At 70.3% G+C, this 22,621-nt stretch carries 21 protein-coding genes; 11 read left to right on the forward strand and 10 right to left on the reverse strand.

The features are described from left to right. The first annotated feature begins 21 nt into the window (after positions 1–21). Positions 22–1,164, forward strand: coding sequence for an MFS transporter (locus ACFWN2_RS38560; RefSeq protein ID WP_382435507.1), 1,143 nt, complete (start codon positions 22–24; stop codon positions 1,162–1,164). A gap of 24 nt (positions 1,165–1,188) precedes the next feature. Next, a complete protein-coding gene (locus ACFWN2_RS38565; protein WP_382435508.1) occupies positions 1,189–2,049 on the forward strand; it encodes an exodeoxyribonuclease III in 861 nt (286 codons plus the stop codon). 36 nt (positions 2,050–2,085) lie between these two features. Here the strand turns inward: ACFWN2_RS38565 and ACFWN2_RS38570 are convergent, their stop codons facing one another. From ACFWN2_RS38570 to ACFWN2_RS38585, 4 genes are all read right to left on the reverse strand, one after another. Then, the gene (locus tag ACFWN2_RS38570; RefSeq protein WP_382435509.1) at positions 2,086–3,381 is read right to left on the reverse strand and encodes a histidine kinase dimerization/phospho-acceptor domain-containing protein; all 1,296 of its coding nucleotides are present in this window, start codon (positions 3,379–3,381) and stop codon (positions 2,086–2,088) included. Then, a complete protein-coding gene (locus ACFWN2_RS38575) occupies positions 3,378–4,049 on the reverse strand; it encodes a response regulator transcription factor (protein WP_382435510.1) in 672 nt (223 codons plus the stop codon). The genes ACFWN2_RS38570 and ACFWN2_RS38575 overlap by 4 nt, the downstream gene beginning before the upstream one ends. A gap of 132 nt (positions 4,050–4,181) precedes the next feature. After that, positions 4,182–4,544 (reverse strand): hypothetical protein, encoded by a 363-nt coding sequence (locus ACFWN2_RS38580; RefSeq protein ID WP_382435511.1) that lies wholly within the window; start codon positions 4,542–4,544, stop codon positions 4,182–4,184. Positions 4,545–4,624: 80 nt separating this feature from the next. Continuing rightward, complete coding sequence (locus ACFWN2_RS38585) at positions 4,625–5,497, reverse strand: hypothetical protein (RefSeq protein WP_382435512.1); 873 nt, start codon at positions 5,495–5,497, stop codon at positions 4,625–4,627. Positions 5,498–5,652: 155 nt separating this feature from the next. On the opposite strand from ACFWN2_RS38585, the gene ACFWN2_RS38590 reads away from it, so the two are divergent. Beyond that, on the forward strand, positions 5,653–6,012 hold the full coding sequence (locus tag ACFWN2_RS38590) for a hypothetical protein (protein ID WP_382435513.1): 360 nt from the start codon (positions 5,653–5,655) through the stop codon (positions 6,010–6,012). 15 nt (positions 6,013–6,027) lie between these two features. Here the strand turns inward: ACFWN2_RS38590 and ACFWN2_RS38595 are convergent, their stop codons facing one another. After that, complete coding sequence (locus ACFWN2_RS38595; RefSeq protein WP_382435514.1) at positions 6,028–6,804, reverse strand: hypothetical protein; 777 nt, start codon at positions 6,802–6,804, stop codon at positions 6,028–6,030. 190 nt (positions 6,805–6,994) lie between these two features. On the opposite strand from ACFWN2_RS38595, the gene ACFWN2_RS38600 reads away from it, so the two are divergent. After that, positions 6,995–9,226: an ATP-binding protein gene (locus ACFWN2_RS38600; protein WP_382435515.1), complete on the forward strand. Its 2,232-nt coding sequence runs from the start codon at positions 6,995–6,997 to the stop codon at positions 9,224–9,226. Positions 9,227–9,233: 7 nt separating this feature from the next. On the opposite strand, the gene ACFWN2_RS38605 is transcribed toward ACFWN2_RS38600, so the two are convergent. After that, positions 9,234–10,292 carry an LCP family protein gene (locus ACFWN2_RS38605; RefSeq protein WP_382435516.1) on the reverse strand — a complete coding sequence of 353 codons (1,059 nt, stop codon included), beginning with the start codon at positions 10,290–10,292 and terminating at the stop codon, positions 9,234–9,236. Positions 10,293–10,325: 33 nt separating this feature from the next. Here ACFWN2_RS38605 and ACFWN2_RS38610 point away from each other — a divergent pair, with 33 nt between their 5' ends. The 6 genes from ACFWN2_RS38610 (at position 10,326) to ACFWN2_RS38635 (ending at position 15,994) form a co-directional block, all read left to right on the forward strand. Beyond that, positions 10,326–10,745, forward strand: coding sequence for a DUF6542 domain-containing protein (locus ACFWN2_RS38610; protein ID WP_382435517.1), 420 nt, complete (start codon positions 10,326–10,328; stop codon positions 10,743–10,745). A gap of 82 nt (positions 10,746–10,827) precedes the next feature. Next, positions 10,828–12,711, forward strand: a complete 1,884-nt coding sequence (locus ACFWN2_RS38615; protein WP_382435518.1) for a bifunctional polysaccharide deacetylase/glycosyltransferase family 2 protein — start codon at positions 10,828–10,830, stop codon at positions 12,709–12,711. A gap of 16 nt (positions 12,712–12,727) precedes the next feature. Then, on the forward strand, positions 12,728–13,291 hold the full coding sequence (locus ACFWN2_RS38620; protein WP_382435519.1) for a TetR/AcrR family transcriptional regulator: 564 nt from the start codon (positions 12,728–12,730) through the stop codon (positions 13,289–13,291). 77 nt (positions 13,292–13,368) lie between these two features. Then, on the forward strand, positions 13,369–14,562 hold the full coding sequence (locus ACFWN2_RS38625; protein ID WP_382435520.1) for a cytochrome P450: 1,194 nt from the start codon (positions 13,369–13,371) through the stop codon (positions 14,560–14,562). 1 nt (position 14,563) lies between these two features. Further along, entirely contained in the window at positions 14,564–14,758 is a 195-nt protein-coding gene (locus ACFWN2_RS38630; RefSeq protein ID WP_382435521.1) for a ferredoxin, read from the forward strand. 276 nt (positions 14,759–15,034) lie between these two features. After that, on the forward strand, positions 15,035–15,994 hold the full coding sequence (locus ACFWN2_RS38635) for a transcriptional regulator (RefSeq protein ID WP_382435522.1): 960 nt from the start codon (positions 15,035–15,037) through the stop codon (positions 15,992–15,994). 109 nt (positions 15,995–16,103) lie between these two features. Here ACFWN2_RS38635 and ACFWN2_RS38640 read toward each other — a convergent pair whose 3' ends face one another. Further along, the gene (locus tag ACFWN2_RS38640) at positions 16,104–16,541 is read right to left on the reverse strand and encodes a hypothetical protein (protein ID WP_382435523.1); all 438 of its coding nucleotides are present in this window, start codon (positions 16,539–16,541) and stop codon (positions 16,104–16,106) included. Positions 16,542–16,614: 73 nt separating this feature from the next. Between ACFWN2_RS38640 and ACFWN2_RS38645 the strand changes: the two genes are divergently transcribed. Then, positions 16,615–19,542: a BTAD domain-containing putative transcriptional regulator gene (locus ACFWN2_RS38645; RefSeq protein WP_382435524.1), complete on the forward strand. Its 2,928-nt coding sequence runs from the start codon at positions 16,615–16,617 to the stop codon at positions 19,540–19,542. Positions 19,543–19,595: 53 nt separating this feature from the next. Here ACFWN2_RS38645 and ACFWN2_RS38650 read toward each other — a convergent pair whose 3' ends face one another. The 3 genes from ACFWN2_RS38650 to ACFWN2_RS38660 are packed head-to-tail and all read right to left on the reverse strand — an operon-like array spanning position 19,596 to position 22,566. Next, a complete protein-coding gene (locus ACFWN2_RS38650; RefSeq protein ID WP_382435525.1) occupies positions 19,596–19,787 on the reverse strand; it encodes a ferredoxin in 192 nt (63 codons plus the stop codon). Beyond that, positions 19,784–20,992, reverse strand: coding sequence for a cytochrome P450 (locus ACFWN2_RS38655; RefSeq protein ID WP_382435526.1), 1,209 nt, complete (start codon positions 20,990–20,992; stop codon positions 19,784–19,786). The genes ACFWN2_RS38650 and ACFWN2_RS38655 overlap by 4 nt, the downstream gene beginning before the upstream one ends. Beyond that, positions 20,989–22,566, reverse strand: coding sequence for an ABC-F family ATP-binding cassette domain-containing protein (locus tag ACFWN2_RS38660; protein WP_382435527.1), 1,578 nt, complete (start codon positions 22,564–22,566; stop codon positions 20,989–20,991). The genes ACFWN2_RS38655 and ACFWN2_RS38660 overlap by 4 nt, the downstream gene beginning before the upstream one ends. Between the last annotated feature and the right edge of the window lie 55 nt (positions 22,567–22,621).

Consider the following 22,621-nt stretch of genomic DNA (forward strand, 5'->3'; position numbering starts at 1 on the left):
CGCGTGGGCGGGGCCACGATCATGAGCGTGAACACCTCTCGCCGGCGGATGGCGGTCCTGGTCGCCGGGCACGCGGTCGACGACCTCTACCAGGGCGCGGTGCCGGCCGTCGTGCCGTTCCTCGTGCTGGAACGCGGGTACAGCTACCTCGCGGTGGCGGGCATCACGGTCGCCGCGACGCTGCTGTCGTCGGTCGTGCAGCCGCTGTTCGGGTGGCTGACCGACCGGCGACCCATGCCGTGGCTGGTGCCGCTGGGCATGACGCTCGCGGGTGTCGGCATCGGGCTCTCCGGGCTGAGCGACTCGTACCTGGTGACGTGGCTCGCGATCGCGTTGTCCGGCCTCGGCGTCGCCGCGTACCACCCGGAGGCCGCCCGGCTGGCGCGGCGCGTCGCCCAGGACAGCCACGTCGGCATGAGCTGGTTCTCGGTCGGCGGCAACGTCGGGTTCGCGCTGGGGCCGGTGCTCGTCACGCCGGTGCTGACGTTCGGCGGGCTGGCGTGGAGTCCGCTGCTGGCCGTTCCCGCGCTGGTGGGAGGCGCGTGCACGACGGTCGCGTTGCGCGGGGTGCACGGCGCCGCGGGTGGTGCCGGGGTGCGGGCCGGCACCGACGACTGGGGCCAGTTCAGCAGGCTGACCGTGGTGATCGTCGCGCGGTCGGTGGTGACGTTCGGGCTCGGCACGTTCCTCGCGATCTGGGTGACCTCACGCGTCGGAGGTGGCCCGGCGGCCGGTGCGGCGGCGCTGGTCGTGCTGTTCGGAGCCGGTGCCGCGAGCACGTTGCTCGGTGGTGTGCTGGCAGGGCGGTTCGGACGCGTCCGCGTGCTGCGGGTGTCCTACGCCGTGGCGATTCCCGCCGTCGCGGGCGTCGCGTTGGTGCCCGGTCCCGCGGTGTACGTGATGGTGGCGCTTACCGCCGTGTCGTTGTACGTGCCGTTCTCGCTGCACGTCACCCTCGGCCAGGACTACCTGCCCAACCGGCTCGGCACCGCCAGCGGCGTCACGCTGGGGCTCGCGGTCAGCGTCGGCGGGCTGGGCTCACCGGTGGTCGGCGCGGTCGCGGGCGCCACGAACCTCCAGTGGGGCCTGCTGTGCCTGGTGTTGATGCCCGTCGTCGCGTGGGTGGCGGCACGCGGCCTGCGCTCGCCCTCGATGCGGGTTTGAGCACCGGTGACTACGGTTGACGGCGTGCGAGTGGCGACCTGGAACGTGAACTCCGTCAAGCAGCGCGTGCCGAGGCTCCTGCCGTGGCTGGACCAGCGGCAGCCGGACGTCGTCTGCCTGCAGGAGACCAAGCTGGCCGACGACGCCTTCACCGCGCTGCTCGCAGAATCGTTGGAGGAACGCGGTTACGAGGTCGCGCTGTTCGGCGAGACGCAGTGGAACGGGGTGGCGATCCTCTCCCGCGTGGGCCTGGAGGACGTCGCGGTCGGCGTCGCCGGCGCACCGGGCTTCCCGCACGTCGAGGCACGTGCCGTAGCGGCGACGTGCGGCGGCGTGCGCGTCCACTCGCTGTACGTGCCGAACGGCCGTGAGCCCGACTCGGACCACTACAAGTACAAGCTCGAATGGCTGGCCGCGTTGCGCGACGTCCTGGAGGCCGGGCCCGCGGACGCGCTGGTGTGCGGCGACATCAACATCGCCCCGGCCGACGCCGACGTGTTCGACCCCGCCGCCTACGTCGGCCACACCCACGTCACCGAACCCGAACGCGCCGCGTTGCAGGCCATCGAGGCGTTGGGGTTCCACGACGTCGTGCGCGAGAGGTGGCCGAACGAGCGGATCTTCAGCTACTGGGACTACCGCGCCGGCATGTTCCACCGCGACCTCGGGATGCGAATCGACCTGATCCTCGCGTCCGACTCCGTCGCGGGACGGGCGGAAGCCGCGTGGATCGACCGGCACGCGCGCAAGGGCACCGGGCCGAGCGACCACGCGCCGGTGATCGTGGACCTGGACGAAGCGCCGGACGGGGACATCGGGCCCGTCGTGCCGCCGCCCTCGTCGCCGGGCGCGAAGAAGAAGGTCAAGCTGCCGCAGTCGAAGTGAACCGCGGGTGGAGTGAGCTGCGGTCGGCGCGAGCCGCTAGGCCGGTGGCAGCGTCACGGTGAACGCCGCTCCACCCTCCGCCGCCGGCCCCGCCACGATCGTCCCGCCCATCCGCGTCACCAGCCCGTGCACCAGCGCGAGCCCCACGCCGGTCCCGACCGGCCGCGAGTCCTGGTACCGCGCGTGCAGCACCCCGCGGTCGAACGCCACCGGGTAGTCCTCGGCGGCCAGGCCGGGACCGCCGTCACGCACCTCCAGCACCGACGACAACGCGAGCACGACAGGGCGTCCGGCCGGGGTGACGCGCAGGGCGTTCTCCATCAGACCGTCGATGACCTGCCTCAACCGCCTCGGGTCGGCGTGCACCACGAGCGAAGACGACACATCGAGAGAGAACGTCACTCCACGGGCGTGGCAGCGGGCGTGCCACACCTCGGCGGCCGAGCGGACCACCGGTTCCAGGGACACGGGCGCCATGTCCAGGCGGAAGTCGTCGGCGCCCAGGCGGGCCAGGTCCAGCAGGTCGGTGACCAGGCGGTCCAGGCGCCGCGCCTCGTCCAGGATCACCGTGCCGACCGGGGCCACCTGCTCACCCGAGACGACGCCGTCCGCGAGGGACTCGGCGAAGCCCGTCACGGCGGTGAGGGGAGTGCGCAGCTCGTGGGAGACGGAGAGCAGGAAGTCGCGTTGACGGGATTCGCTGTGCTGCAACGCGTCCGCGAGAGAGTTGACCGCGAGGCTCACCTCGGCGAGCTCGGAGGTGCCCGAGACGGGGACGCGCAGGTCGCGGCGGCCCGTGCTCATCGAGTGGGCGACCGACGCGACCCGGCGCAGCGGACGGGACAGGAACGAGCCCAGGGCGAGGCCTGCCAGCGCGGCGACGAGGAGGCCCACGCCCAGGGCGAAGAGGATGTTGCGGACCAGCTTGCGGTAGGTGCCGCTGGTCTCGGTCTGCTGCACCAGGGCGAAGCCGCCCGCCCCCGACGGACGGGCCTCCACGTTCAGACGGCCGCTCTCCCCGGACACGGCAGACCCCGACAGCACCTTGCGGTAGTCGACGGACCGGACCGCGCGGACGGCCGCCCGGTCCTGGCCCGTCACGTCGCCCGCCGCGGTGATGCGGACGATCGCGATGCCCTGGCCCTCCAGGATCTGCTCGACCCTGTTGTTCGAGATCTGGCCCGCCACGACGTCGGCCTGGGAGCGCAGGAACTCGCGGCTCACCTGCTGCGAGGTCGACAGGACGAGGCGGATCGACACGAAGCCGGCGACGAGCACGGCCACGAACGCGACTCCCAGGCACACCAACGCGATCCGGCCGGTGAGGTTCACGGCGCGTCCGCCGAGTAGCCGACGCCGCGCACGGTCCGGATCGGACTCGACGCACCGAACTTGGCGCGCAGCTGGGCTATATGAACGTCAACGGTCCGTGTGCCCGCCATGGACGAGTAGCCCCACACGGCCGACAGGAGCTGCTCTCGCGAGAACACCTGACGCGGGTTCTTCATCAGGTACGAGAGCAGTCCGAACTCCGTCGACGTCAACGCCACCTCCTCGCCACTGGCGAAAGCACGCCGTTCGCCGACATCGAGCCGTACGGAACCCACCTGCAGAACGTCTGACACAGGACCCGAGGAGCGGCGTAGCACCGTGCGCACGCGTAGTGCGAGTTCGCGTGGACTGAAGGGCTTGGTGATGTAGTCGTCGGCGCCGAGCTCCAACCCGAGCAGGCGGTCCACCTCGTCGTCGCGGGCCGTCACGAACAGCACGGGCGTCCAGTCGCCGGCGGCGCGCATGGCCCGGCAGACCTCGATGCCGTTCAGCACGGGCAGGCCGACGTCCAGCACGACGGCCACCGGCGAGAGCGAGCGGACCGCGGCCAGTGCCGCGTCCCCCGAGGACTCCAGGTGCACGCCGAAGCCGTCGCGCCGCAGGTACAGCGCGACCAGCTCGGCGATCGCCGGTTCGTCCTCCACGACGAGCACCAGGCCACGTTCCACGCGTTCACCCCGGCTGGTTGAGGTCCGACTCGATGCTGTTCAGTGTCGCTTCCACATCATCGAGGTCCGGTGGCGGCTCCTCGCTCCGGCACGCCGTCAGCGCGAACAGCAGGACCACCGCGGCGGCCCACCTCACTTGGACCCGCAGTGCTCGGTCTTGAACTTGCCGACCCGCTCGCCCGCCTTGGTGACCTTCACGAGCTGCGCGTCGCGGAGCTTCAGGCGCGCGTCCAGCACGTCGGCGCGGGCCGTGTTGCCGTTCTTGCGGGCGTCGGCGGCCTTCTGCTCGATCCACTTCTTCGAGCCCAGGGTCTCCGGACCGCCGTTGATCCTGTCGGTCAGCGCCTTGACCTTCGCCTCCACCCGCGGCACCCGCTCCGAGCAGATCTTCTGCACCTTCTCGGGGCTGATCGTGATCGGTTCCTGCGCCGACGCGGTACCCGCGCCCAGCAGCAACATCCCCAGCACCAGCCCGCCGATTCGCGAAATGTTCATGGCACAGAACGATGACCGCCCACGATCAGAGGACGGTCCGCCGAATGTTCGGGTTCTGCAAAGATCAACCCGCCGGCGTCTCAGCGCAGGACGACCCCGCGCGTGGCCGCCGCCTGCAGCATCGGCCGCATCCGGTCCCACACCCGTTCCGACCGCAGCTCCTCCGCCGCGCACACCGCCCGCCTCCCGACGGCCTGCCCCTCGTCGAGGTCGCCGTCGAGGAAGTGGCACGAGGCCAGCGAGATCAGGCAGAACGTCCCGCTGCGCGCCATGTCCGGCCCGAACGCGGAGATCGCCGTCAGCAGCGCCGGAATCGCCGAGCGGGTGTCGCCGAGCTCGGTGTGGATCGTGCCGGCCATCGCGGCGAGGTCGGTCTCGTCGTGGAACCGCGCCCAGTCCGGCACGTGCGCCCGGTCGGCCGACGCGAACGAGTCCTGCGCCCTGCCCAGCGCACGCAACGCCTCGACGGAACGCGCCTGACGGGCATACGCCCACGCCTCGTTCACGTACATGATGCTCGACGCCAACGGTGCGAAGGCGCCTCTCTGGAAGTAGGCCAGCGCATCGCCCGGTGCGCCGTGATGCAGATGCACGCGCCCACGCCGATAAACGATGTTGGTCGTCAGCTCTTCGTCGTGGCGTGCGAAATCCAGCGCACGGTCGAAATGGTGGTACGCCGCCCCGATCTGACCGCTGTCGAACGACGTCCACCCGGCCAGGTTGTGCAGGTCCGCCACGGCGGACAGCAGCCGCGCCCGCACGGAGTCGGAGGCCTCTGCCGCCAGGAGCTGCTGCGCCCAGTAGATCCGCACGACGACGGCGTCACGGCACGCCCCGCCTCCGTGCTGGTAGTCCACGGAACGCAGCGAACGGGTCTGCGCCTCCAGCTGCTCCACGTCGCTGATGCCGATGCGCGAGGAGTGTGGTGGAGGGAAGTACGCGGGATCCGCCATGAGGGCACCCCTCTGCACCGGTGGAATCCGAGCGTAGGACGTTCCCGGCCCGCCGTGTAGCCATTCCGCGCGGCACGGAATCGAAGGCAAGCTGTGATTCAACAGGTATTAATCCGGGTATACCTCAACAAGTTGACGGCGCAAGATTCTTGGTTATGAGGCGACGCGCGCATCTGCGGCTGGTGACCTCCTCCGAAGCCGAGGACACGACTCTCACTGCGGTGCTGGGCGCCGAAGATCTGGCGGAGGAGCTCGGCCTCGACCCCCACGCACGGGTGACGTGCGGCCTGCATCGCTGCTGGTTGCACCTGTGCGTGGCTTCACCCGACCACGTCGTACCCCTGACCGGGCACCGCTGGTGCCGTCCGTGCCGCCGCCCACTGGAGGTGTTCGTGGACGAGACGACCGCGCACCTCTCGTGTCCGGGATGCGGCACGGGCACGCCGGACACGGCGGCCAACCGCCAAGTGGTGCGGGCGTGCCGCACCAGCATCGCGGCGATGCACGCTCAGTAGAACGACCCGGAAGACTTAAGCCTGGTGGGTGAAGACGGCGGCCTCCGGGAGGTAGCTCGGGGGCCGCTGGCTGTCCTCCGGCACGTCGAGCAACGCCCAGATGATGTGCCGGCCGCCTCCGGCCGGTGTCTCGCCCATCGTGAAGTTGCAGACGGCGATGGACGCGATGTTGCGCCGCATGATGTGCCACTGCCTGAGGTCGAAGCGTGCGGTCGTGCGCACGGCAACGGACAACTTGTCGCCACGCATGCGCAGCAGCAACGAGAGAGGGCTGTCGTCCTCGATGTGCGAGACGAGTTCGACGGCGATCTGCGGCGCGACGTCGAGCATCGACTGGACGCCCCACCGCTCGCAGGCGCGTTCGGTGATCCGCTCGGCCACGTGCGGCAGGCAGCGGCACGTCGGCAGCGGCGCGTCGACCCTGTCCTCGTGCTTGTGCCGCACCACGGCGGCCACCGCGGCCGCGGTCGTCGAGTGCATCGGGATGTGCCGGGGCAGCCCGCGCGACTCCAGCGTGGACCGCAGCCGGTGGTCGCTGACCACGAGGCTCAGCGAGATGCCCGGCCAGCGTGCCGCCGACAGCCACACGACGTCGAACACGACGAGCAGTGCGGGGGACTCGGCGACCAGTTCGTCCAGCTCCACCACCACGCCGACGAGCTCCTTGGTGGCGCAGTCGAGCAGCACGTCCTGCACGCGCATGTACGTCGCCCAGTCGAGTCGCCCGCTGAACCGGACGACGAGTACGCCGTTCAGCTCCCGCACGTCGACATCGAGGCTGTCACCGGCCATGATCCCGTCCCCTCACGCAAGGCGCCTCCCCCTAATCCTCCAAGCCTGAAGACGTGACCGCGTGCGCCCTAGGGGGTAACTACCCGTCTTTCGGCGTTGGTACCTCCGGGGGACCGCGTTGCAGCGGGAGATCGGGCAGACCTAGGGTGCCGCTGTGGGCGGTTCGCTTTCCCCAGGTCGCAAAGGCAATTTGCCTGCCGACACAACTACTTTCGTCGACCGCAAGCACGACGTCGCCGAAGTCAGGAGGCTGCTGTCCGAGTCGCGCCTCGTCACTCTGACGGGTGTCGGTGGCGTCGGCAAGACGCGGCTGGCGTTGCGTGCTGCGACCGGCACGAGCAGGGCGTTCCGCGACGGCGTGTGGGTCGTCGAGCTGGGCGGCGTCACCGACCCGGACCTGGTCGTGCACACGGTCCTGGAGCAGCTGGGCGTGCACGACGACACGGTCCGGATGCACCGCACCGTCCTGGTGGAACACCTGCGCGACCGCCAGATGCTGATGGTTCTGGACAACTGCGAGCACGTCGTCTCGGCGACCGCCGGCCTCGTGGACGTGCTGCTGCGCGGCGTTCCCGGCCTGCGCGTGCTCGTCACGAGCAGGGAACGGCTCGGTGTCGACGGCGAACACCTCTGGCAGGTGATGCCCCTGCCGCGGGACCCGGCGCTGGCGCTGTTCGCCGAACGGGCCGCCGCCGTCGAACCCGGATTCGTCCTCGACGCGCGCAACCACGACGAGGTCAGCCAGATCTGCACCCTGCTCGGAGGGATCCCGCTGGCCATCGAACTGGCCGCGGTGCGCCTGCGCGTGCTGAGCCTTGACCACTTGTTGTCCAGATTGGACAACACCTTCCGGGTGCTGGGCGACGGCAAGCGCGGCGGCGACCCCCGGCACCAGACGTTGCACGCCGCGGTGGACTGGAGCTTCCACCTGTGCACGCGGCCCGAGCAGATCCTGTGGGCGCGGGCGTCGGTGTTCGCCGGCACGTTCGACCTGGAGGCGGCGGAACGGGTCTGCTCCGGTGACGGCGTCGAGCCGGAACAGGTCCTGCACTCGCTGATGGGCCTGGTCGACAAGTCGGTCGTGGTGTCCGAGAAGCACCCGTCCGGCACGCGGTTCCGGCTGCTGGAGCCGCTGCGCCAGTACGGCCTGGGGAAGCTGCGCGACGCAGGACGCGAACAGGTCGTGCGGGAACGGCACCGCGACCACTACATCGACTGGGCCGAGCGGCGGGAACAGGAGTGGTTCGGGCCCGCCCAGCCGCAGATCTTCAGGCTCACGCGCCTGGAACAGGGAAATCTGCGGTGTGCGCTGGACTTCTGCTTCGACAGCGACGGCGACCACTGCGTGCACCTGGCGAGCACCCTGTGGTTCTACTGGGCGGGCTGCGGCATGCTCGGCGAGGGCCGCCACTGGCTCGACCGCGCGGTGGCGAGCGCGAAACCGGGTCCGCTGCGGGCCAAGGCGTTGTGGGTCAACGGCTACGTCTCGACGTTGCAGGGCGACCTGTCCGCGGCGACCGCGATGCTGGACGAGTGCCGCGGGTACGCCGTCGAGTCCGGTGACGCGTCCGCGCTCGCCTACTCGACCCACCGCATCGCCTGCACCCACCTGATCGGCGACGACCTGGAACTCGCCGACCGCATGTTCGAGGAGGCCATGCGGCTGTACCGCAGCCAGGGCACCGTCAACAGCCACACCATGCTCGCCGGCATCGAGCTCGCGATCTCGGCGACGTTCCGGCACGACTTCGCCGCCGCCGAACGGCTCTGCGTCGAGGCCAAGGCCGTCGGCGAGGAGCACGGCGAGAAGTGGGCGCAGGCGTACGCGATCTGGGTGCTGGCGCTGTGCGCGTGGGTGAGCGGCGACCTGGCGGGCGCCGACCGGCTCGGCCGCGAGTGCCTGCGGGTCAAGCGCACGTTCCACGACCTGCTGGGCATCGTGCTCTCGATCGAGATCCTGGCCTGGATCGCCGCCTCGCAGGGCAACGCGAGCCGCGCGGCGACGTTGCTCGGCGCCACCAACGAGATCTGGCAGTCGGTCGGCTACCCCATGTTCGGGTCGCGGTACTTCGGCGCGCCGCACGGCGAGTGCGAGTCGGCGGTGGTGTCCGCGCTGGGCGAGCAGGAGTTCCGCGCGGTGTTCCGCAAGGGCATGGACCTCGAACTGGACGACGCCATCGCGTTCGCCATCGGCGAGGAGCAGGAGAGGGAGGCCGCGCCGGCCGCGACGCTGACCCCGTTGACGCGGCGGGAGCAGCAGGTCGCCGACCTGATCGCCGGTGGCATGTCGAACAAGGAGATCGCGGCCAGGCTGGTGATCGCGCGGCGGACCGCGGAGGGGCACGTGGAGCGGATCCTGCAGAAGCTCGGGTTCACGTCCCGCGCGCAGATCGCCACGTGGGTGACGCAGCGCCGCAACTGAGGGCGCGTCAGTCCACGCACGGGATGCCGTCGTCGGGCGGCGGGGGAGGCGGCGCGGTCGCCAGTTCGGTCACCTTCGCGCGCACCTTGGCCTGGTCGACCTTGTTCACGTCGAGCCCGCCCAGGTGCGCGCCGCCCTCGATCGGCAGCGTGTCGAACCGCACCTCGGCAGGCAGGGTCGCGGCGAACTCCACGAGGTCGAACCCCGCGTCCAGCACGACGTCCTGCTTCGCCATGTCGATCATCGCCTGCACGGCGGTGACGTCCGCGCCCCGCAGCCGCTTCGTCACGGCCGACAGGAACGCCTGCTGCCGCCGCGTCCTGCCCAGGTCGCCGTCCTTCAAGCCGTGCCGCTGCCGCACGAACGACAGCGCCTGGGCGGCGTCGAGGTGCTGCGGCCCGGCCGGGAAGTCCGCGCCGGACAACGGGTCCTTCGTCGGGTGGCGCAGGCACACGTCCACGCCGCCGAGGCCCTCGGCGATGTGGAAGAACCCGATCAGCGAGATCTCCACGAGGTGGTCGATCGGCTGGTTCAGGAACGCCGACACGGTCCGCACCTGAGCCCTGCGGCCCGCCTCACGTCCGGCACGTTCCAGCTCGCGCTTGTCGTGCGTGCCGGCCGCGCGCAGCCGGTCCTCCTCGACGATCTTGGCCCGGCCGTACGCCTCCTTGATCTTGCCTTCGCCGCCCGACGACAGCGGGACGAGGTTGTCGCGGGGCACGGACATCGCCACGGCCGGCCCGGTTTCCGGGATGTGCAACAGGATCAGCGTGTTCGCGTTGTAGCCGCCGCGGTCGCTCTCGCCCGCCTGCATGCGCCGCAGCACGTCGTCGGGCAGCGGTTCGCCGTGCAGGTCGAGCCTGGTCGTGAGGCCCATGACCAGGACGTTGCGGCCCGACTCCGAACGGGGCGTGTCGGCGGTGATCGCGTACGACCGCTCGACGCCCGTCGCGACCGCGGACACGGTCGACCAGGCGACCGCCGAGGTGACGAGCAGGACCGCGCTCAGAGTCACCCACGCGGTGCGCGTCAGGACGAGGAAGACACCGGCACCACGTGCTTGCATGAACAGGACACCCCCTGAATTATCCTATGCGCCATGGGGGTTCAACTGCCCAGTCTCGCCGCGGTCGCGATGCTGGCGGTGTTCACGCAGACGGGGGTCTGGGCAGGCGGCGACGACCTGGGGTGGGCGTTCGGCGTGTGGCTCGTGGGCGGCGCGCTCGTCGCCTCCTCGCTGGTCCGGCTCGTGGGTCTGTGGACGGTGGCACCGGCGCCACCTCTCGTCTTCGTCGTCGTCGCGGTGGGCAACGCCGCCTGGGAACGGCAGTCGAAGAGGCTCGGCCTCTGGGGGAGCAGCAGGGAGTTTGGCGCGGACGCGGTCCCGTGGCTCGTGCACGGGTTTCCGTGGATGGCGGCGGCGGTCGGCGTGGCACTGGTGGTCGCGGCCGTCCGCGTTTTCATTGGGGGAAGAAGGAAATGCAGGTCTTCGTCGACAGAACCGGCGGTAGACGGGTAGCGGCCAGGCTGGTCAGCTGGACCGTCGCGAGTGGACTGATCGTGTTCGTCGCCGCCGTCGGTGGCACGCTGCTGGGAGCGTGGTGAAGCGCACGCCCCGGTTGCACTGGATCTCCATCCTGCTCGGGTTGCTCGTGCTGATGTGCGTGGTCTCGTTCCACGCCTACGCGGCGATCAGGCCGGAACCCGTGCGGCAGACGGGGGAACGCCACGAGTTGCCGGAAGGCACGCTCGCGCTGGCGTTCCACGGCGGCCCCGACCCGAAGTGGACGCCGCGCACCCTGGAGAGGCTGGACAGGGCGGGCATCAAGGCGACCTTCTACGTCACCGGCGCCCAGGTCACCCGCCATCCGGACGTGGCACGCAGGGTCGTCGCCGAGGGACACCGGATCGGTCTCGACGGGTTCCGCGCCGAGGGCGACCTCGCCGACCCGCTGAACGTCGCACTGGCCCAGGCGGCGCTCGCCGACGCGCTGGGCGTCCACACGCGACTGGTCGGCGCTCCGGAGGAGGTCGACAGCGGCGACCGCGAGCACCAGGACATGGGCACGCTGGTGCGGATGTCGTTGCAGGAGAAGAAAGGCGTCGTCCGGCTGCACGACGACGGCAGCATCGGCGGCGACATCGTCCGCGAGCTCGCAAAGGAACGCGGCTACCGGTTCGTGCTGGTCAGCGACGAACAACCGGTCCCGGCGTCGGCGCGCGAGCGGTTCACCGGCGCGGTCACCACGTGGTCGCAGCGCAACGGCGGCATCGTGCTCGCGGTGTTCGGCACGGCCATCGGGATCGCCGCCCTGCTCGGCCTGCTGCGCACCCTCATGCAGCTCGGCCTCGCGCACACCGACCGCCGCCTGCGCCGGGAGCAGGAACCGCCGCCGTGGTTCGCGCCGCCGGTCTCGGTGGTCGTCCCCGCGTACAACGAGGCGCTGAACATCGCCGCCACCGTCACCTCCATCGCCGCGAACAACCACCTCGCGGACGTCGAGGTGATCGTCGTCGACGACGGCTCGACCGACGGCACCGCGGAGGTCGCCGAGGAGCTGGACCTGCCCGGCGTCACCGTGATCAGGCAGACCAACCAGGGCAAGCCGGCGGCGCTGAACGCCGGTGTCCGCGAGGCGAGCCACGACCTGCTGGTGCTGGTGGACGGCGACACGATCTTCGAACCTGACACCGTCGGCCAGCTCGTCCAGCCGTTCGCGGACGACGACGTCGGCGCGGTGTCCGGCAACGCCAAGGTCGGCAACCGGCAGGGCCTGCTCGGGCGCTGGCAGCACCTGGAGTACTGCGCGGGGTCCAACCTGGACCGGCAGATCCTGCACGCGCTGCGCTGCATCCCGACCGTGCCGGGCGCGGTCGGGGCGTTCCGCAGGGAGGCGCTCGACGACGTCGGCGGCGTCAGCGACGACACGCTTGCCGAGGACACGGACCTCACGATGGCCGTCACGCGCGCGGGCTGGCGGGTCGCCTACCGCCCGGAGGCCAAGGCGTGGACCGAGGCACCGGTCAGCGTCCACGGCCTGTTCCGGCAGCGCTACCGCTGGTCCTACGGCACCTTCCAGGCGATGTGGAAGCACCGCCGCGCGCTGGTGGAGAAGGGACCGATGGGCCGGTTCGGCATCCTCTACCTGCTGGCGTTCCACCTGCTGCTGCCGTTGCTCGCACCGGTGATGGACCTCTTCGTGCTGTACGGGTTCCTCGTCGCGGACGCACCCCTCGCGCTGGTCGTGTGGACGGTGTTCCTGCTGATCCAGACGGCGAGCGCGGGCTACGCGCTGCGGCTCGACGGCGAGTCGCTCAGGCCGTTGTGGGCCTATCCGCTGCAGCAGGTCGTGTACCGGCAGCTGATGTACGTCGTGGTGATCCAGTCGTTGGTCACGGCGTTGCACGGCACGCAGCTGCGCTGGATGTCGGTGCGGCGCACGGGCCGGCTCCTGGACGCCCCCGGTACGGTGCACGTCACCTGATCCACAGGAGGCGAGGTTGGGTCGCACGCCGCTGGACGCACCGGCGCGTCAGCAGGAGGTCTTCGCCGCCGTGCTCACCGTGCTGGCCGAGGTCGGCTACGCGCGGTTCAACATGGACCTCGTGGCGAGCAGGGCGCGTGCGAGCAAGGCGAGCCTCTACCAGCGCTGGCCGTCGAAGGCGCGGCTGATCACCGACGCGCTGAAGGCGAACCTGCCGCGGCTCGCGCAGCCGGACGAGGGGACGTTTGCCGAGGACGTCCGCCAGATCATGCGGGCGTGGGGCGAGCCCCAGCCGTTCGACACCGCCGGGATCTTCCTCGGGCTGCTCGAAGGCAGCCGCCAGGACGCCGACCTCGCGTGCCTGCGGGAGGAGCACGTCGACCGCGCCTACACGGAGCACCTGCGGGTCGCCGTCGACCGGGCGAAGGAGCGCGGCGAACTGCCGGAGAGCCTCGACGCCGACGTCCTCATCACCGCGCTGATCTCGACGTTCGTGCTGAGGTCCGAGGAACGGGGCGTGGTCGAGGCCATCGTCGACGGCCTGTTGAGACCCTTGATCGGGACCTTTCGGGCCAAATAACTCGTCAATCCGTAGTTCCTCCGCTACGTTCGGTCATGGTTTCAAAAGAACAGATTTGTTCTATTGAGGGGACTCCCGTGACTGAAGCTGCTGTCTGCCCGGTCCACCAGGACCGCGACCACCCGCTCCAGCCGCCTGTCGGCTTCCAGGAGGCCGTGGGCGACGGGCCGGTGAGGATGCTCTGGCCCAACGGCGTCGAGGCCTGGGTCGTGTCCAGTTACGCCGGCGTCCGGCAGGTGCTGTCCGACCCGCGGTTCAGCACCCGCAAGGGCGGCCAGCCGGAGATGCGCACCGACTCCGGCGAGGCCGTGCTCGACCCCGACCAGCCGGGCAACATCAACGGGATCGACGGGCCCGAGCACATGCGGTTGCGGCGCCCTCTCTCGCGCGGCTTCATGGTCAAGCGCATGAACGAGCTGCGCCCGCGGATCCAGCAGATCGTCGACGAGCACCTCGACGCCATGGAGGCCAAGGGCGCGCCGGCGGACCTGGTCACGTCGCTGTGCCTGCCGCTGCCGTCGCTGGTGATCGCCGAACTGCTGGGCGTGCCGCCGGAGCACCAGGAGCTGTTCCAGGCCACGGCCGGCGACCTGTTCGGCAAGAACGGCTCGAAGGACGAGTACCTCGCGCACGCCACCAAGCTCGCCGAGGTGCTCACGCCGATCGTCGCGGCGAAGAAGGCCGCCGGCACGAACGACGACATGATCGGCCTGATGGCCAACGACACCGACTTCAGCATGGACGAGCTGATCTTCCTCTGCATCGGCCTGCTCGCGGCCGGGCACGAGACCACGTCCAACTTCCTCGGCCTGTTCACGCTGCACCTGTTCGAGAAGCCCGACCAGCTGGAGATCCTCCAGCGCGACCCGAGCCGTGCGGACGTCGTGGTCGAGGAGCTCCTGCGCTACACCGTCGGCCACCTCGGCGGCGCCGGTCTCCTCCGCCGCGCGACCGAGGACGTCGAGGTCGACGGCGTGCTGATCAGGGCGGGGGAGTGGGTGAGCGTGTCGCTCATGGCGAACCTCGACGAGGCGCTCTGCCCGCGCGCCGACGAGCTCGACCTGGAGCGCGACGCCGTGTCCCACCTGGGCTTCGGGTTCGGGCCGCACCAGTGCCTCGGCGCCAACCTGGCTCGCGCCGAGCTGCAGATCGGGTTGCGGACGCTCTTCGAACGGTTCCCGAACCTGCGTCCTGCCGTGCCCGTCACGGAGCTGAGGTACCGCAACGACATGATCACCTACGGTGCCGCCGAGATCCCGGTGGTGTGGTGACATGACGGTCCGGATAGACCGGGCGAAGTGCATCGGGTCGGGCCAGTGCGTGCTCGCCGCGCCGGACGTGTTCGACCAGTCCGACGACGACGGGCTCGGTCTCGTGCTGATCGCCGAACCGCCCGCCGACCTGCTGCCGGGCGTTCGTGACGCGGTGGACAGGTGTCCCGCCCAGGTGGTGACCCTGGAAGAGTGACGTGTTCGGCCGTTTCGGTGAGCCGCCGTCACAGGGAATTGATTCAGCTCGATTTCCCTGACACCTCGATGGCCGCTTTCCGATCACCATCGCCGTCCGAAATCGTAGGCGCGGCCACCACGGCGTTGTGGTGGCCGCGCCGACGTGCGCGGGGAGAGTCGAAAGACCCTTCCCGACCAGGTCCGACAGCGGGATGGTGTCGGCGGGGTGAGTGCCGGCTGTGTGCCTTGGGTACCCGTGCCACGGGTGCGCTGAGCACGTCAGGAGGGTCTACCTATGTTCAACGCAGACGCATTTCCCGCTCGCGTGGACAAGACCGACGTGCGGCACGTCGAAACCCTGACGAGTGCGCTCCGGGCGCTCGACTACGAATACGGCGGCGGGGCCTGCCGGGACGCCTGCGTCGCGTTGCTGAAGTGGGCCAACCCGCTGCTCGACACCGGACCGCCCGGCCAGGTGGTGGAACGGCTCCAGGTGGCCATCGCGGACCTGCACAACCTGGCCGGCTGGGCGTCGTTCGACATGGGACTGCTGGAGTCGGCACACCTGCACTTCGGCCGCGCGATGGGCCTCGCGCGCGCGTCGGGCAACAGCGCGTTGCAGGCGAACATCCACTACCGGATGGGCCGCGTGCACCTGCACTACGAACTGGCCGAGGACGCGTTGGCGTCGTTCCAGCGAGGACTGCCGATCGCGCAGGCCAGCGGGTCGACGCTGGCCGTGTCGATCCTGCACGCCAACGAGGCGTGGGCGTTCGCGAAGATGGGCGCGGAAAGGCAGGCGCTGCGCCAGTTCGCGCGCGCCCAGGACGAGTTCGAACGGTCCGTGGCCGAGGACGCGCCGCCGTGGGCGCGGTTCTTCGACTTCGCCGACCTGGTGTCGATCGGCGGCATGGTGCACACCGAGCTCGCGCGCACCTGCGACGTGAAGTACGCGCGGTCGGCGATCCCCTTGCTCACCAGGGCGATCTCCTCGGAGGGCGAGGACGCGTCGCGCAGCCAGTCGTTCCGGCTGGCCGCGCTGGCGATGAACTACCTGGTGCAGAACGAGGCCGAACAGGCCCGCGAGATCGGGGCGCAGGCGATCGAGATGTCCGGCACCATCCGTTCGGCGCGCACGCGCGACCGCATGCGGCCGTTGAAGCAGGAAGCGGAACGGTTGCGGGGCAACGAGGCCGCGGACGAGCTGGCGTCACGTCTGGGGAAGTTCATGACGGCGTCGAGGGGTGCGGCCTGAGAGGCGTCGCCAGGGCCCGAGGAGAGGTTTGGGCTTCGGACCCCGGCGGCACCGTCCTGGGAGGAGCGGCGCCCAGCTGGGGGCCAGGACGCCGCTCCCGTCTGGTGGGTCAGCAGCGGATGTCGGTGCGCGCCCGGTAGGTCATGGCTCCCGAGTTCCACTCGGCGTACGCGGAGGTGCAGTCGCCCAGGGTGCTCGTACCGCCGGACCACAGCTCCTGCTTGCGGTAGCTGCCCTTCTTCAGGCCCACGCGTCCGTACGGCTCGCGCGCGTCCTTGGAGTTCCACTGCTCGATGAGGACGAGCTCAGGGGTGTAGGGAGCACCCGCGCTGTGGACGCTCGACCACGTGTAGATGTAGGCCCAGTTCTTGCCGCAGCCCTTGAACTGCTTGATCGACGCCCACTTCTGGCCGTTGTCGCCGATGTAGCCGGTGCTGCCGATCTGGGTCACCGGTCCGCAGCCGGGAGCGCTCTCGGCCTGTGCCTGTCCGGACGTGACGAGACCCAGGAGCAACGCGGCGGCGGCGATCAGCGTTGTCCTCTTCATGGGCTGTGAGCATCACGACGGCCGCTGACATTTCGCTGACACCTGTGGTTACCGGCTGGTTAGGATCGGGCACATGCAACGGCGGTGGGGGTTCGGGGTTCTGGGATCGTTGCAGGTCAGCGACTCGGGTCGGGTGGTGGAGCTGCGGTCGGCCAAGCAGCGCGTGCTGCTCGCCGCGCTGCTGATGAAGGCCAACGCTCCGGTTTCGTCGTACGAGCTGATGGAACATCTCTGGGGTGAGGAGCCGTCGGGCTCGGCGCGCGCGACTCTGCAGACGTACGTGATGCGGTTGCGACAGTCGCTGGACGACCTGGCGGACCGCAAACTGGTCCGCACGTGGCCGACCGGCTACTCGATCCACCTGGACGACGACCAGCTCGACCTGCTGACGTTCCAGCGGTTGCGCGCCGAGGCCCGCCGCGCGCCCGACCTGGAGACGGAGGCCCGTCTTCTCGGCGAGGCGGCGGCGTTGTGGCGCGGGCCCGCGCTGGACCAGGTCTCGTCGCTGCGGATGGAGCAGACCGACGTGCAGCGCCTGAACGAACAGCGCTGGGAGGTCCTGGAACGCCGCAACGACGCCGAGCTGAACCTGGGCAGGCACGACCAGATCGTCGACGAGCTGCGCTCGCTCGTCGCGGAACACCCGCTGCGCGAACGGTTCTGGTACCAGCTGATGCTCGCCCTGCACCGCACCGGTCAGCAGGCGCAGGCGCTGGACGTGTTCCGCCGCGCGAGCGACGTGCTCGCCGACGAGCTCGGCATCGACCCGAACGCCGAGCTGCGCGCCCTGCACATGGAGGTGCTGGCGGGCTCCTCCGCGCCGGTCGCCGCCGTCCAGTCCGGACCGTCGTGGCTGCCGCCCGCGGTCGGGGACTTCTCCGGACGTGCCGACGAGGTCACGCGGCTGACCGCCGGGTTGCGCGCCGGCGGCACGTGGACGATCACCGGGTCCGGTGGCGTGGGCAAGACCTCCCTGGCCGTGCACTGCGCTCACGCCGTCCGCGACGCGTTCCCGGACGGGCAGCTGTACCTGAACCTGCGCGGTGGTGAGCAGAAGCCCGTCGAACCCGCTGCCGCGCTGGACCGGTTGCTGCGCGGCCTGGGCGTCTCCGGTGGTGCGATTCCGTCCACTGTGGAGGATCGCGTCGACCTGTACCGGGACCTGTTGTCGGACCGGAAGATCCTCGTCGTGCTGGACAACGCGGTGAACGAGGCCCAGGTGCGGCCGTTGCTGCCCGGCACGACCTCCGGTGCCGCTCTGGTGACGTCACGGGCCGCCCTCGCCGGACTGGAAGCGGCGCACGTCGTGCCGTTGGACGTGTTGCCCTCCGCGGATGCGCTGGCGTTGCTGCGGGCCGCTGTCGGTGAGGCCCGGTGTGCCGCCGAACCCGGTGCGGCGCAGGAGATCGTGGCCTACTGCGGCAAGCTGCCGCTGGCGTTGCGCGTGGCGGCGGCCCGGCTGGTGGCGCGCCCGCATTGGCAGCTCTCGAAGCTCGCCGGCCGGCTGTCCGATTCGCGCCGCCGGTTCGACGAGCTGTCGGTGGGAGACCTCGACGTCCGCGCCTCCCTGGCGCTGTCCTACGACGGGCTGGACGAGTCGCACCGGATCGCGTTCCGGTTGTTGTCGCTGGTGGACACGCCGGACTTCCCGGCGTGGACGGCGTCCCCGTTGCTGGGCCTGGACCTCGACGACGCGGAGGACCACGTCGAGGCGCTGGTCGACGCCCGGCTGGTCGACTACGCGGGACGCGACGCGGTGGGGCAGGTGCGTTACCGGCTGCACGACCTGTTGCGCGCCTACGGTCGTGAGGCCGCCACGGAGGACCCGGCCGTGGCGCTGCGCGGGCTGTTCGAGCAGTGGCTCGACCTCGCGACACGGGCCGACGTCGAGCTGCCGCACCAGGGCGTCCGGCTGGAACCCCTGGCGCTGGAGCGCTTCGACCTCGGTGACGCCGCCGACTGGTTCGACGCCGAGTGGCAGAACGTCCACGCCGTGATCACGCAGGCGGCCGCGCTGGGACTGGGTTCTCTGGCCGCCGAGCTGGCCGTCCGCTCGGCCGCGTTCTGCGACCTGCGGGCCCGGTTCGACGACTGGGAGCAGATCAACGCGCTGGCGCTGTCGTGCGCGCCGCCCGCCCGGCGGCCGATGTTGTTCCAGCAGAGGGGAATCCTGCGGGCCCGGCTGCACGACTACGCCGCCGCCTCCGCCGACTTCCAGGCAGCGCGGGAGGGGTTCGCCGCGGCCGGCGACGTCTGGGGCGAGGCCTACGCCTGGTACGGCATGGGGTGGATGCACGAATGGGGCGGCCGGTCCTCGGAAGCCCGTGAGGCACATCGTGAGGCCATGACCCGGTTCGTGGCCTCGTCGAACCCGCACGGCGAGATCGAGGTGCTGTGCTCGCTCGGGGCGATCGAACGGCGCGCCGGCGGGCTGACGTCCGCCAGGGACTACCTGGAACGGGCCCGGCGCGTCGCCGCACAGCTGGGTGACCAGCAGAGCGAGCTGATGGCGACGCTGGAACTGGGGCGGCTGCACCAGTTCACCGGCGAGCTGGACGAGTCCGCCGCGTTCCTGCGGTCGTCACTGGCCGCCGCGCAGAAGCTCGGCGACCCGGACCTGGCGGCCAACATCCGGCTGTTCCTCGCGGACACGCTCGTGCGCTCCGGATCGGACTCGCTCGCCGAGGAGCAGCTGCGGCAGGCCTGGGAGTTCTTCGAGGAGCACGACGACCGGCAGGGCCGCATCTGGGTGTGGCGCCTGCGGTCCGGCCTGGCGACGTCCGCCGACGAGGCGCTGCGACTGGCGTCGCTCGCACTGGAACAGGCCCGCGAGATGGGGTCGCCGCCGGAGTTCGGGCGGTCGTTGCGGGTGCTGGGCAACGCCCTGGAGCGGGCCGGGCGTGCCGAGGAGGCGCGCGAGCACTGGCGGCAGGCCGAGGAGGCGCTGACCGCCGCCGGGTTCCAGGCCGAGGTGGACGAGTTGCGGATGGCCACCTCGTAACGCGTTGGTGCCAGGCGACGGGGCACGGGTGTCGCCTGGCGGCTCAACACGGACTAGCTGACCGTGATCGCCCCTGCCGGGCAGAGGTTCGCGGCTTCCTTCGCGGACGCCTCGTGGGCGGCGTCCGGGTGTTCTTCGAGCAGCACGACCGTGCCGTCCTCGTCGTTCTGGTCGAAGAGGTCCGGGTCCGTCAGCACGCACATCCCCGAACCGCAGCACTTCGTCTGGTCGACCGAGATCTTCATGACGACCACGCTACTGGCAGCGCGTGGACCCCGTAGATGCCCATGTCGGTGCGCAGCGGCACCTCCTCGGGGGCGATGTCGAGGCGGAGGTCCGGGAACTCCTGGAACAGCTTGGCGAACGCGATCCGCATCTCGATGCGCGCCAGCTGCTGGCCCAGGCACTGGTGGATGCCGTGGCCGAACGCGACGTGGCCGGTGGCCGGGCGGCGCAGGTCCAGTTCCTCGGGGTTGCCGGGGAACTTCTCCGGGTCGCGGTTGGCGCCGGGCACGTGCATGACGACCGTGTCGCCCGCCTTGATGAGGTGGCCGTCGATCTCCACGTCCTCGGTCGCGGTGCGCACCGGTCCGAAGTGGATGATCGACAGGTACCGCATCAGCTCCTCGACGGCGTTGTCGATCACCTCCGGCTCGTCGCGCAGGATCTTGAGCTGGTCCGGGTGCTGCAGGAGCGTGAACGTGCCGATGCCCAGCATGTTCGCCGTGGTCTCGTGCCCGGCCAGCAGGAGGAGCAGCGCCATGTTCGACGCCTCCTCGTCGGTCGGCTCACCGGTGGCGATCAGGTCGCTGATCATGTCGTCGCCCGGGTTCTCCTTCTTCCGGACGACCAGCTCGCGCATGAACTCCTCGATGCGCGCCATAGCGGCCATGGCCTCGTCGAACGTCGAGTTCAGGCTCAGCAGCGTCGCCGTGTCCTCCTGGAACCTGTGCCGCTCGTCGTAGTCGACGCCGAGCAGCGCGCAGATCACCAGTGACGGCACCGGAAGCGCGAACTCCTGCACCAGGTCGGCCTTGCCGTCGAACGACCTGAGGTGCTTGAGCTGGTCGTCGACGATGGTGCCGATCCACTCGGACAGCTGGTTCATCCGCCGGACCGTGAACTGGCCCTGCAGCATCCTGCGCAACCGGGTGTGGTCCGGCGGGTCCTGGTTCAGGAACATGCCGGGCTTGATCTTGCGCTTCTCCTTCGGCGCCTCGCCCTGGAACCGCACCTCCAGCAGGTGGTGCTCGCCGGGGTCGTTCGTGAACTTGGGGCTCCCCAGCACCTCGCGCACCTGGTGGTGGCCGGTGACGAGCCAGCCGAGGTGCCCGTCGGCGAACTTCAGCCTGCTGACGGTGGCCCGCTCCCGGATTTGTGCGATCTCGGGCGGCGGGTCGAACGGGTTCGTACGCGTCGTGGGCAGCTTGTCGGAGATCAGTTCGGTCATCTCGCACACCTCCCAGTGCTCGGCAGAAGACCTACTTCCGAAGCTACAGAAGTTTCATTACTTCGTGAAGATGAATTCAGGGTGACGGACCGCCACGAGCCGAAATCTGTCCGCATCTGCCGGTCGTGGGTCGCGACGGCCACCGCCGCACGGGTCTCGCGCAGCGCCTCGGTCAGCTCGTCGACCAGGGCGATCGACAGGTGGTTGGTCGGTTCGTCGAGCAGCAGGACGTGCGGGGAGCCGCTCAGCAGCACCGCCAGCTCCAGGCGCCTGCGCTGGCCGGTCGACAGGCGTCCGACCGGCCGGTCCAGGTCCTTTCCGGTGAGCAGACCGAGTTCGGCCACCCGCGGGCACAGCTGCCTCGCGGTGGCGTCCTCGTTCTCGAACGCGGACTCCTGCGCCAGCAGGGCGACGCGGCCGACGTGGTGCACCGTGCCGTGCGCCGGCGTGACGCGGCCAGCCAGCACGTTCAGCAACGTCGACTTGCCGGCCCCGTTCGGGCCGGTGACCAGCAGTTTCTCGCCCGCGCTCAGCGAGATCGGCTCGGTGAGCGAGAGCCTGCCCGGTACCGCGAGCGGGGTGGCGTGCAGCAGGTCGCCGCTCGCCTCCAACTCCGGCGGGGTGAAGCGCAACGGCGGCGGGGGAGCGTCGACGCGCTGGTCGTCCAGCTCCTCCAGCCTGCGGGCGACGTTGCGCATCTTGTTCGCCGCGCGCGTGCTGCGCTTGTGCTTGAACGCGCCCTTCGGCGGCCGCCAGCCGTCCTGCAGCCGGGACTGGGCGCGCTCCACCCTGTCGGCCAGCTCGTCGTGCTCGGCCTCCTCCTGGGAGAACCGCTGCTCCCACCGCTGCCGTTCGGCGCGCTTGGCCTCCTTGAACGCCCGGTAACCGCCGCCGTGCAGGCGCACCTCGCCGTCCGGCGTCGGGTCGAGGTCGAGCAGGTGGGTGCAGACGTCGTCCAGCAACGTGCGGTCGTGGCTCACGAGCACGACGACGCCGTGGTGTTGCTTGAGGCGTTCGGTCAGGAACGCCAGCGCGCCCGCGTCGAGGTGGTTGGTCGGTTCGTCCAGCAGCAGGACGTCGGCGCGTTCGGCGAGCAGGCACGCCAGCCGGACGCGGTAGCGCTGACCCACGCTGAGCTCGGACAGCCTCGCCGAACGCGAGTGGTCGGCGTCGAGGGCCTTGAGAGCGATGTCCGCACGCCGTTCGGCGTCCCAGGCCTCGATGTTCTCGGCGTGGGCCAGTGCCTTCTCGTACCGCTCGCCGTCGAAGGGCTCCGCCGCACTGTCCAGTTCGGACAGTGCCTGACGGCTCTCGCGCAGCGCCTCGGACAGCAGGTCTCCCACCGTTTCGCCTTCGTGGAACGGCATTTCCTGTCGTACGAGGCTCAACGAACCGTGCCGGGTGACAGTTCCCTGGTCCGGCACCAGGTCCTCGGACAGCAGGCGGAGCAGCGTGGTCTTGCCGCGGCCGTTCTCGCCGATGACGCCGAGGCGCTGGCCCGCGGAGACCGTCAGCGAGATGCCGTCGACGACGGGTCCGGCCTCATAACCCCTGGTCAGATCTTGGGTCGTCAAATGAACATGCGAACGCACGGGGATCTTCTTTCGGGTACGCGAAATCAGGACGTGT

Origin of the sequence: Lentzea sp. NPDC058436, from assembly GCF_042721515.1 — a bacterium.
Lineage (GTDB): Bacteria > Actinomycetota > Actinomycetes > Mycobacteriales > Pseudonocardiaceae > Lentzea.

Coding starts and splice junctions, on each gene's coding strand:
- ACFWN2_RS38560 (WP_382435507.1), top strand. CDS start 22: ATGAGCGTGAACACCTCTCGCCGGCGGATGGCGGTCCTGGTCGCCGGG.
- ACFWN2_RS38580 (WP_382435511.1), bottom strand. CDS start 4,544: ATGAACATTTCGCGAATCGGCGGGCTGGTGCTGGGGATGTTGCTGCTG.
- ACFWN2_RS38585 (WP_382435512.1), bottom strand. CDS start 5,497: ATGGCGGATCCCGCGTACTTCCCTCCACCACACTCCTCGCGCATCGGC.
- ACFWN2_RS38590 (WP_382435513.1), top strand. CDS start 5,653: ATGAGGCGACGCGCGCATCTGCGGCTGGTGACCTCCTCCGAAGCCGAG.
- ACFWN2_RS38595 (WP_382435514.1), bottom strand. CDS start 6,804: ATGGCCGGTGACAGCCTCGATGTCGACGTGCGGGAGCTGAACGGCGTA.
- ACFWN2_RS38605 (WP_382435516.1), bottom strand. CDS start 10,292: ATGCAAGCACGTGGTGCCGGTGTCTTCCTCGTCCTGACGCGCACCGCG.
- ACFWN2_RS38610 (WP_382435517.1), top strand. CDS start 10,326: ATGGGGGTTCAACTGCCCAGTCTCGCCGCGGTCGCGATGCTGGCGGTG.
- ACFWN2_RS38630 (WP_382435521.1), top strand. CDS start 14,564: ATGACGGTCCGGATAGACCGGGCGAAGTGCATCGGGTCGGGCCAGTGC.
- ACFWN2_RS38635 (WP_382435522.1), top strand. CDS start 15,035: ATGTTCAACGCAGACGCATTTCCCGCTCGCGTGGACAAGACCGACGTG.
- ACFWN2_RS38640 (WP_382435523.1), bottom strand. CDS start 16,541: ATGAAGAGGACAACGCTGATCGCCGCCGCCGCGTTGCTCCTGGGTCTC.
- ACFWN2_RS38645 (WP_382435524.1), top strand. CDS start 16,615: ATGCAACGGCGGTGGGGGTTCGGGGTTCTGGGATCGTTGCAGGTCAGC.
- ACFWN2_RS38650 (WP_382435525.1), bottom strand. CDS start 19,787: ATGAAGATCTCGGTCGACCAGACGAAGTGCTGCGGTTCGGGGATGTGC.
- ACFWN2_RS38655 (WP_382435526.1), bottom strand. CDS start 20,992: ATGACCGAACTGATCTCCGACAAGCTGCCCACGACGCGTACGAACCCG.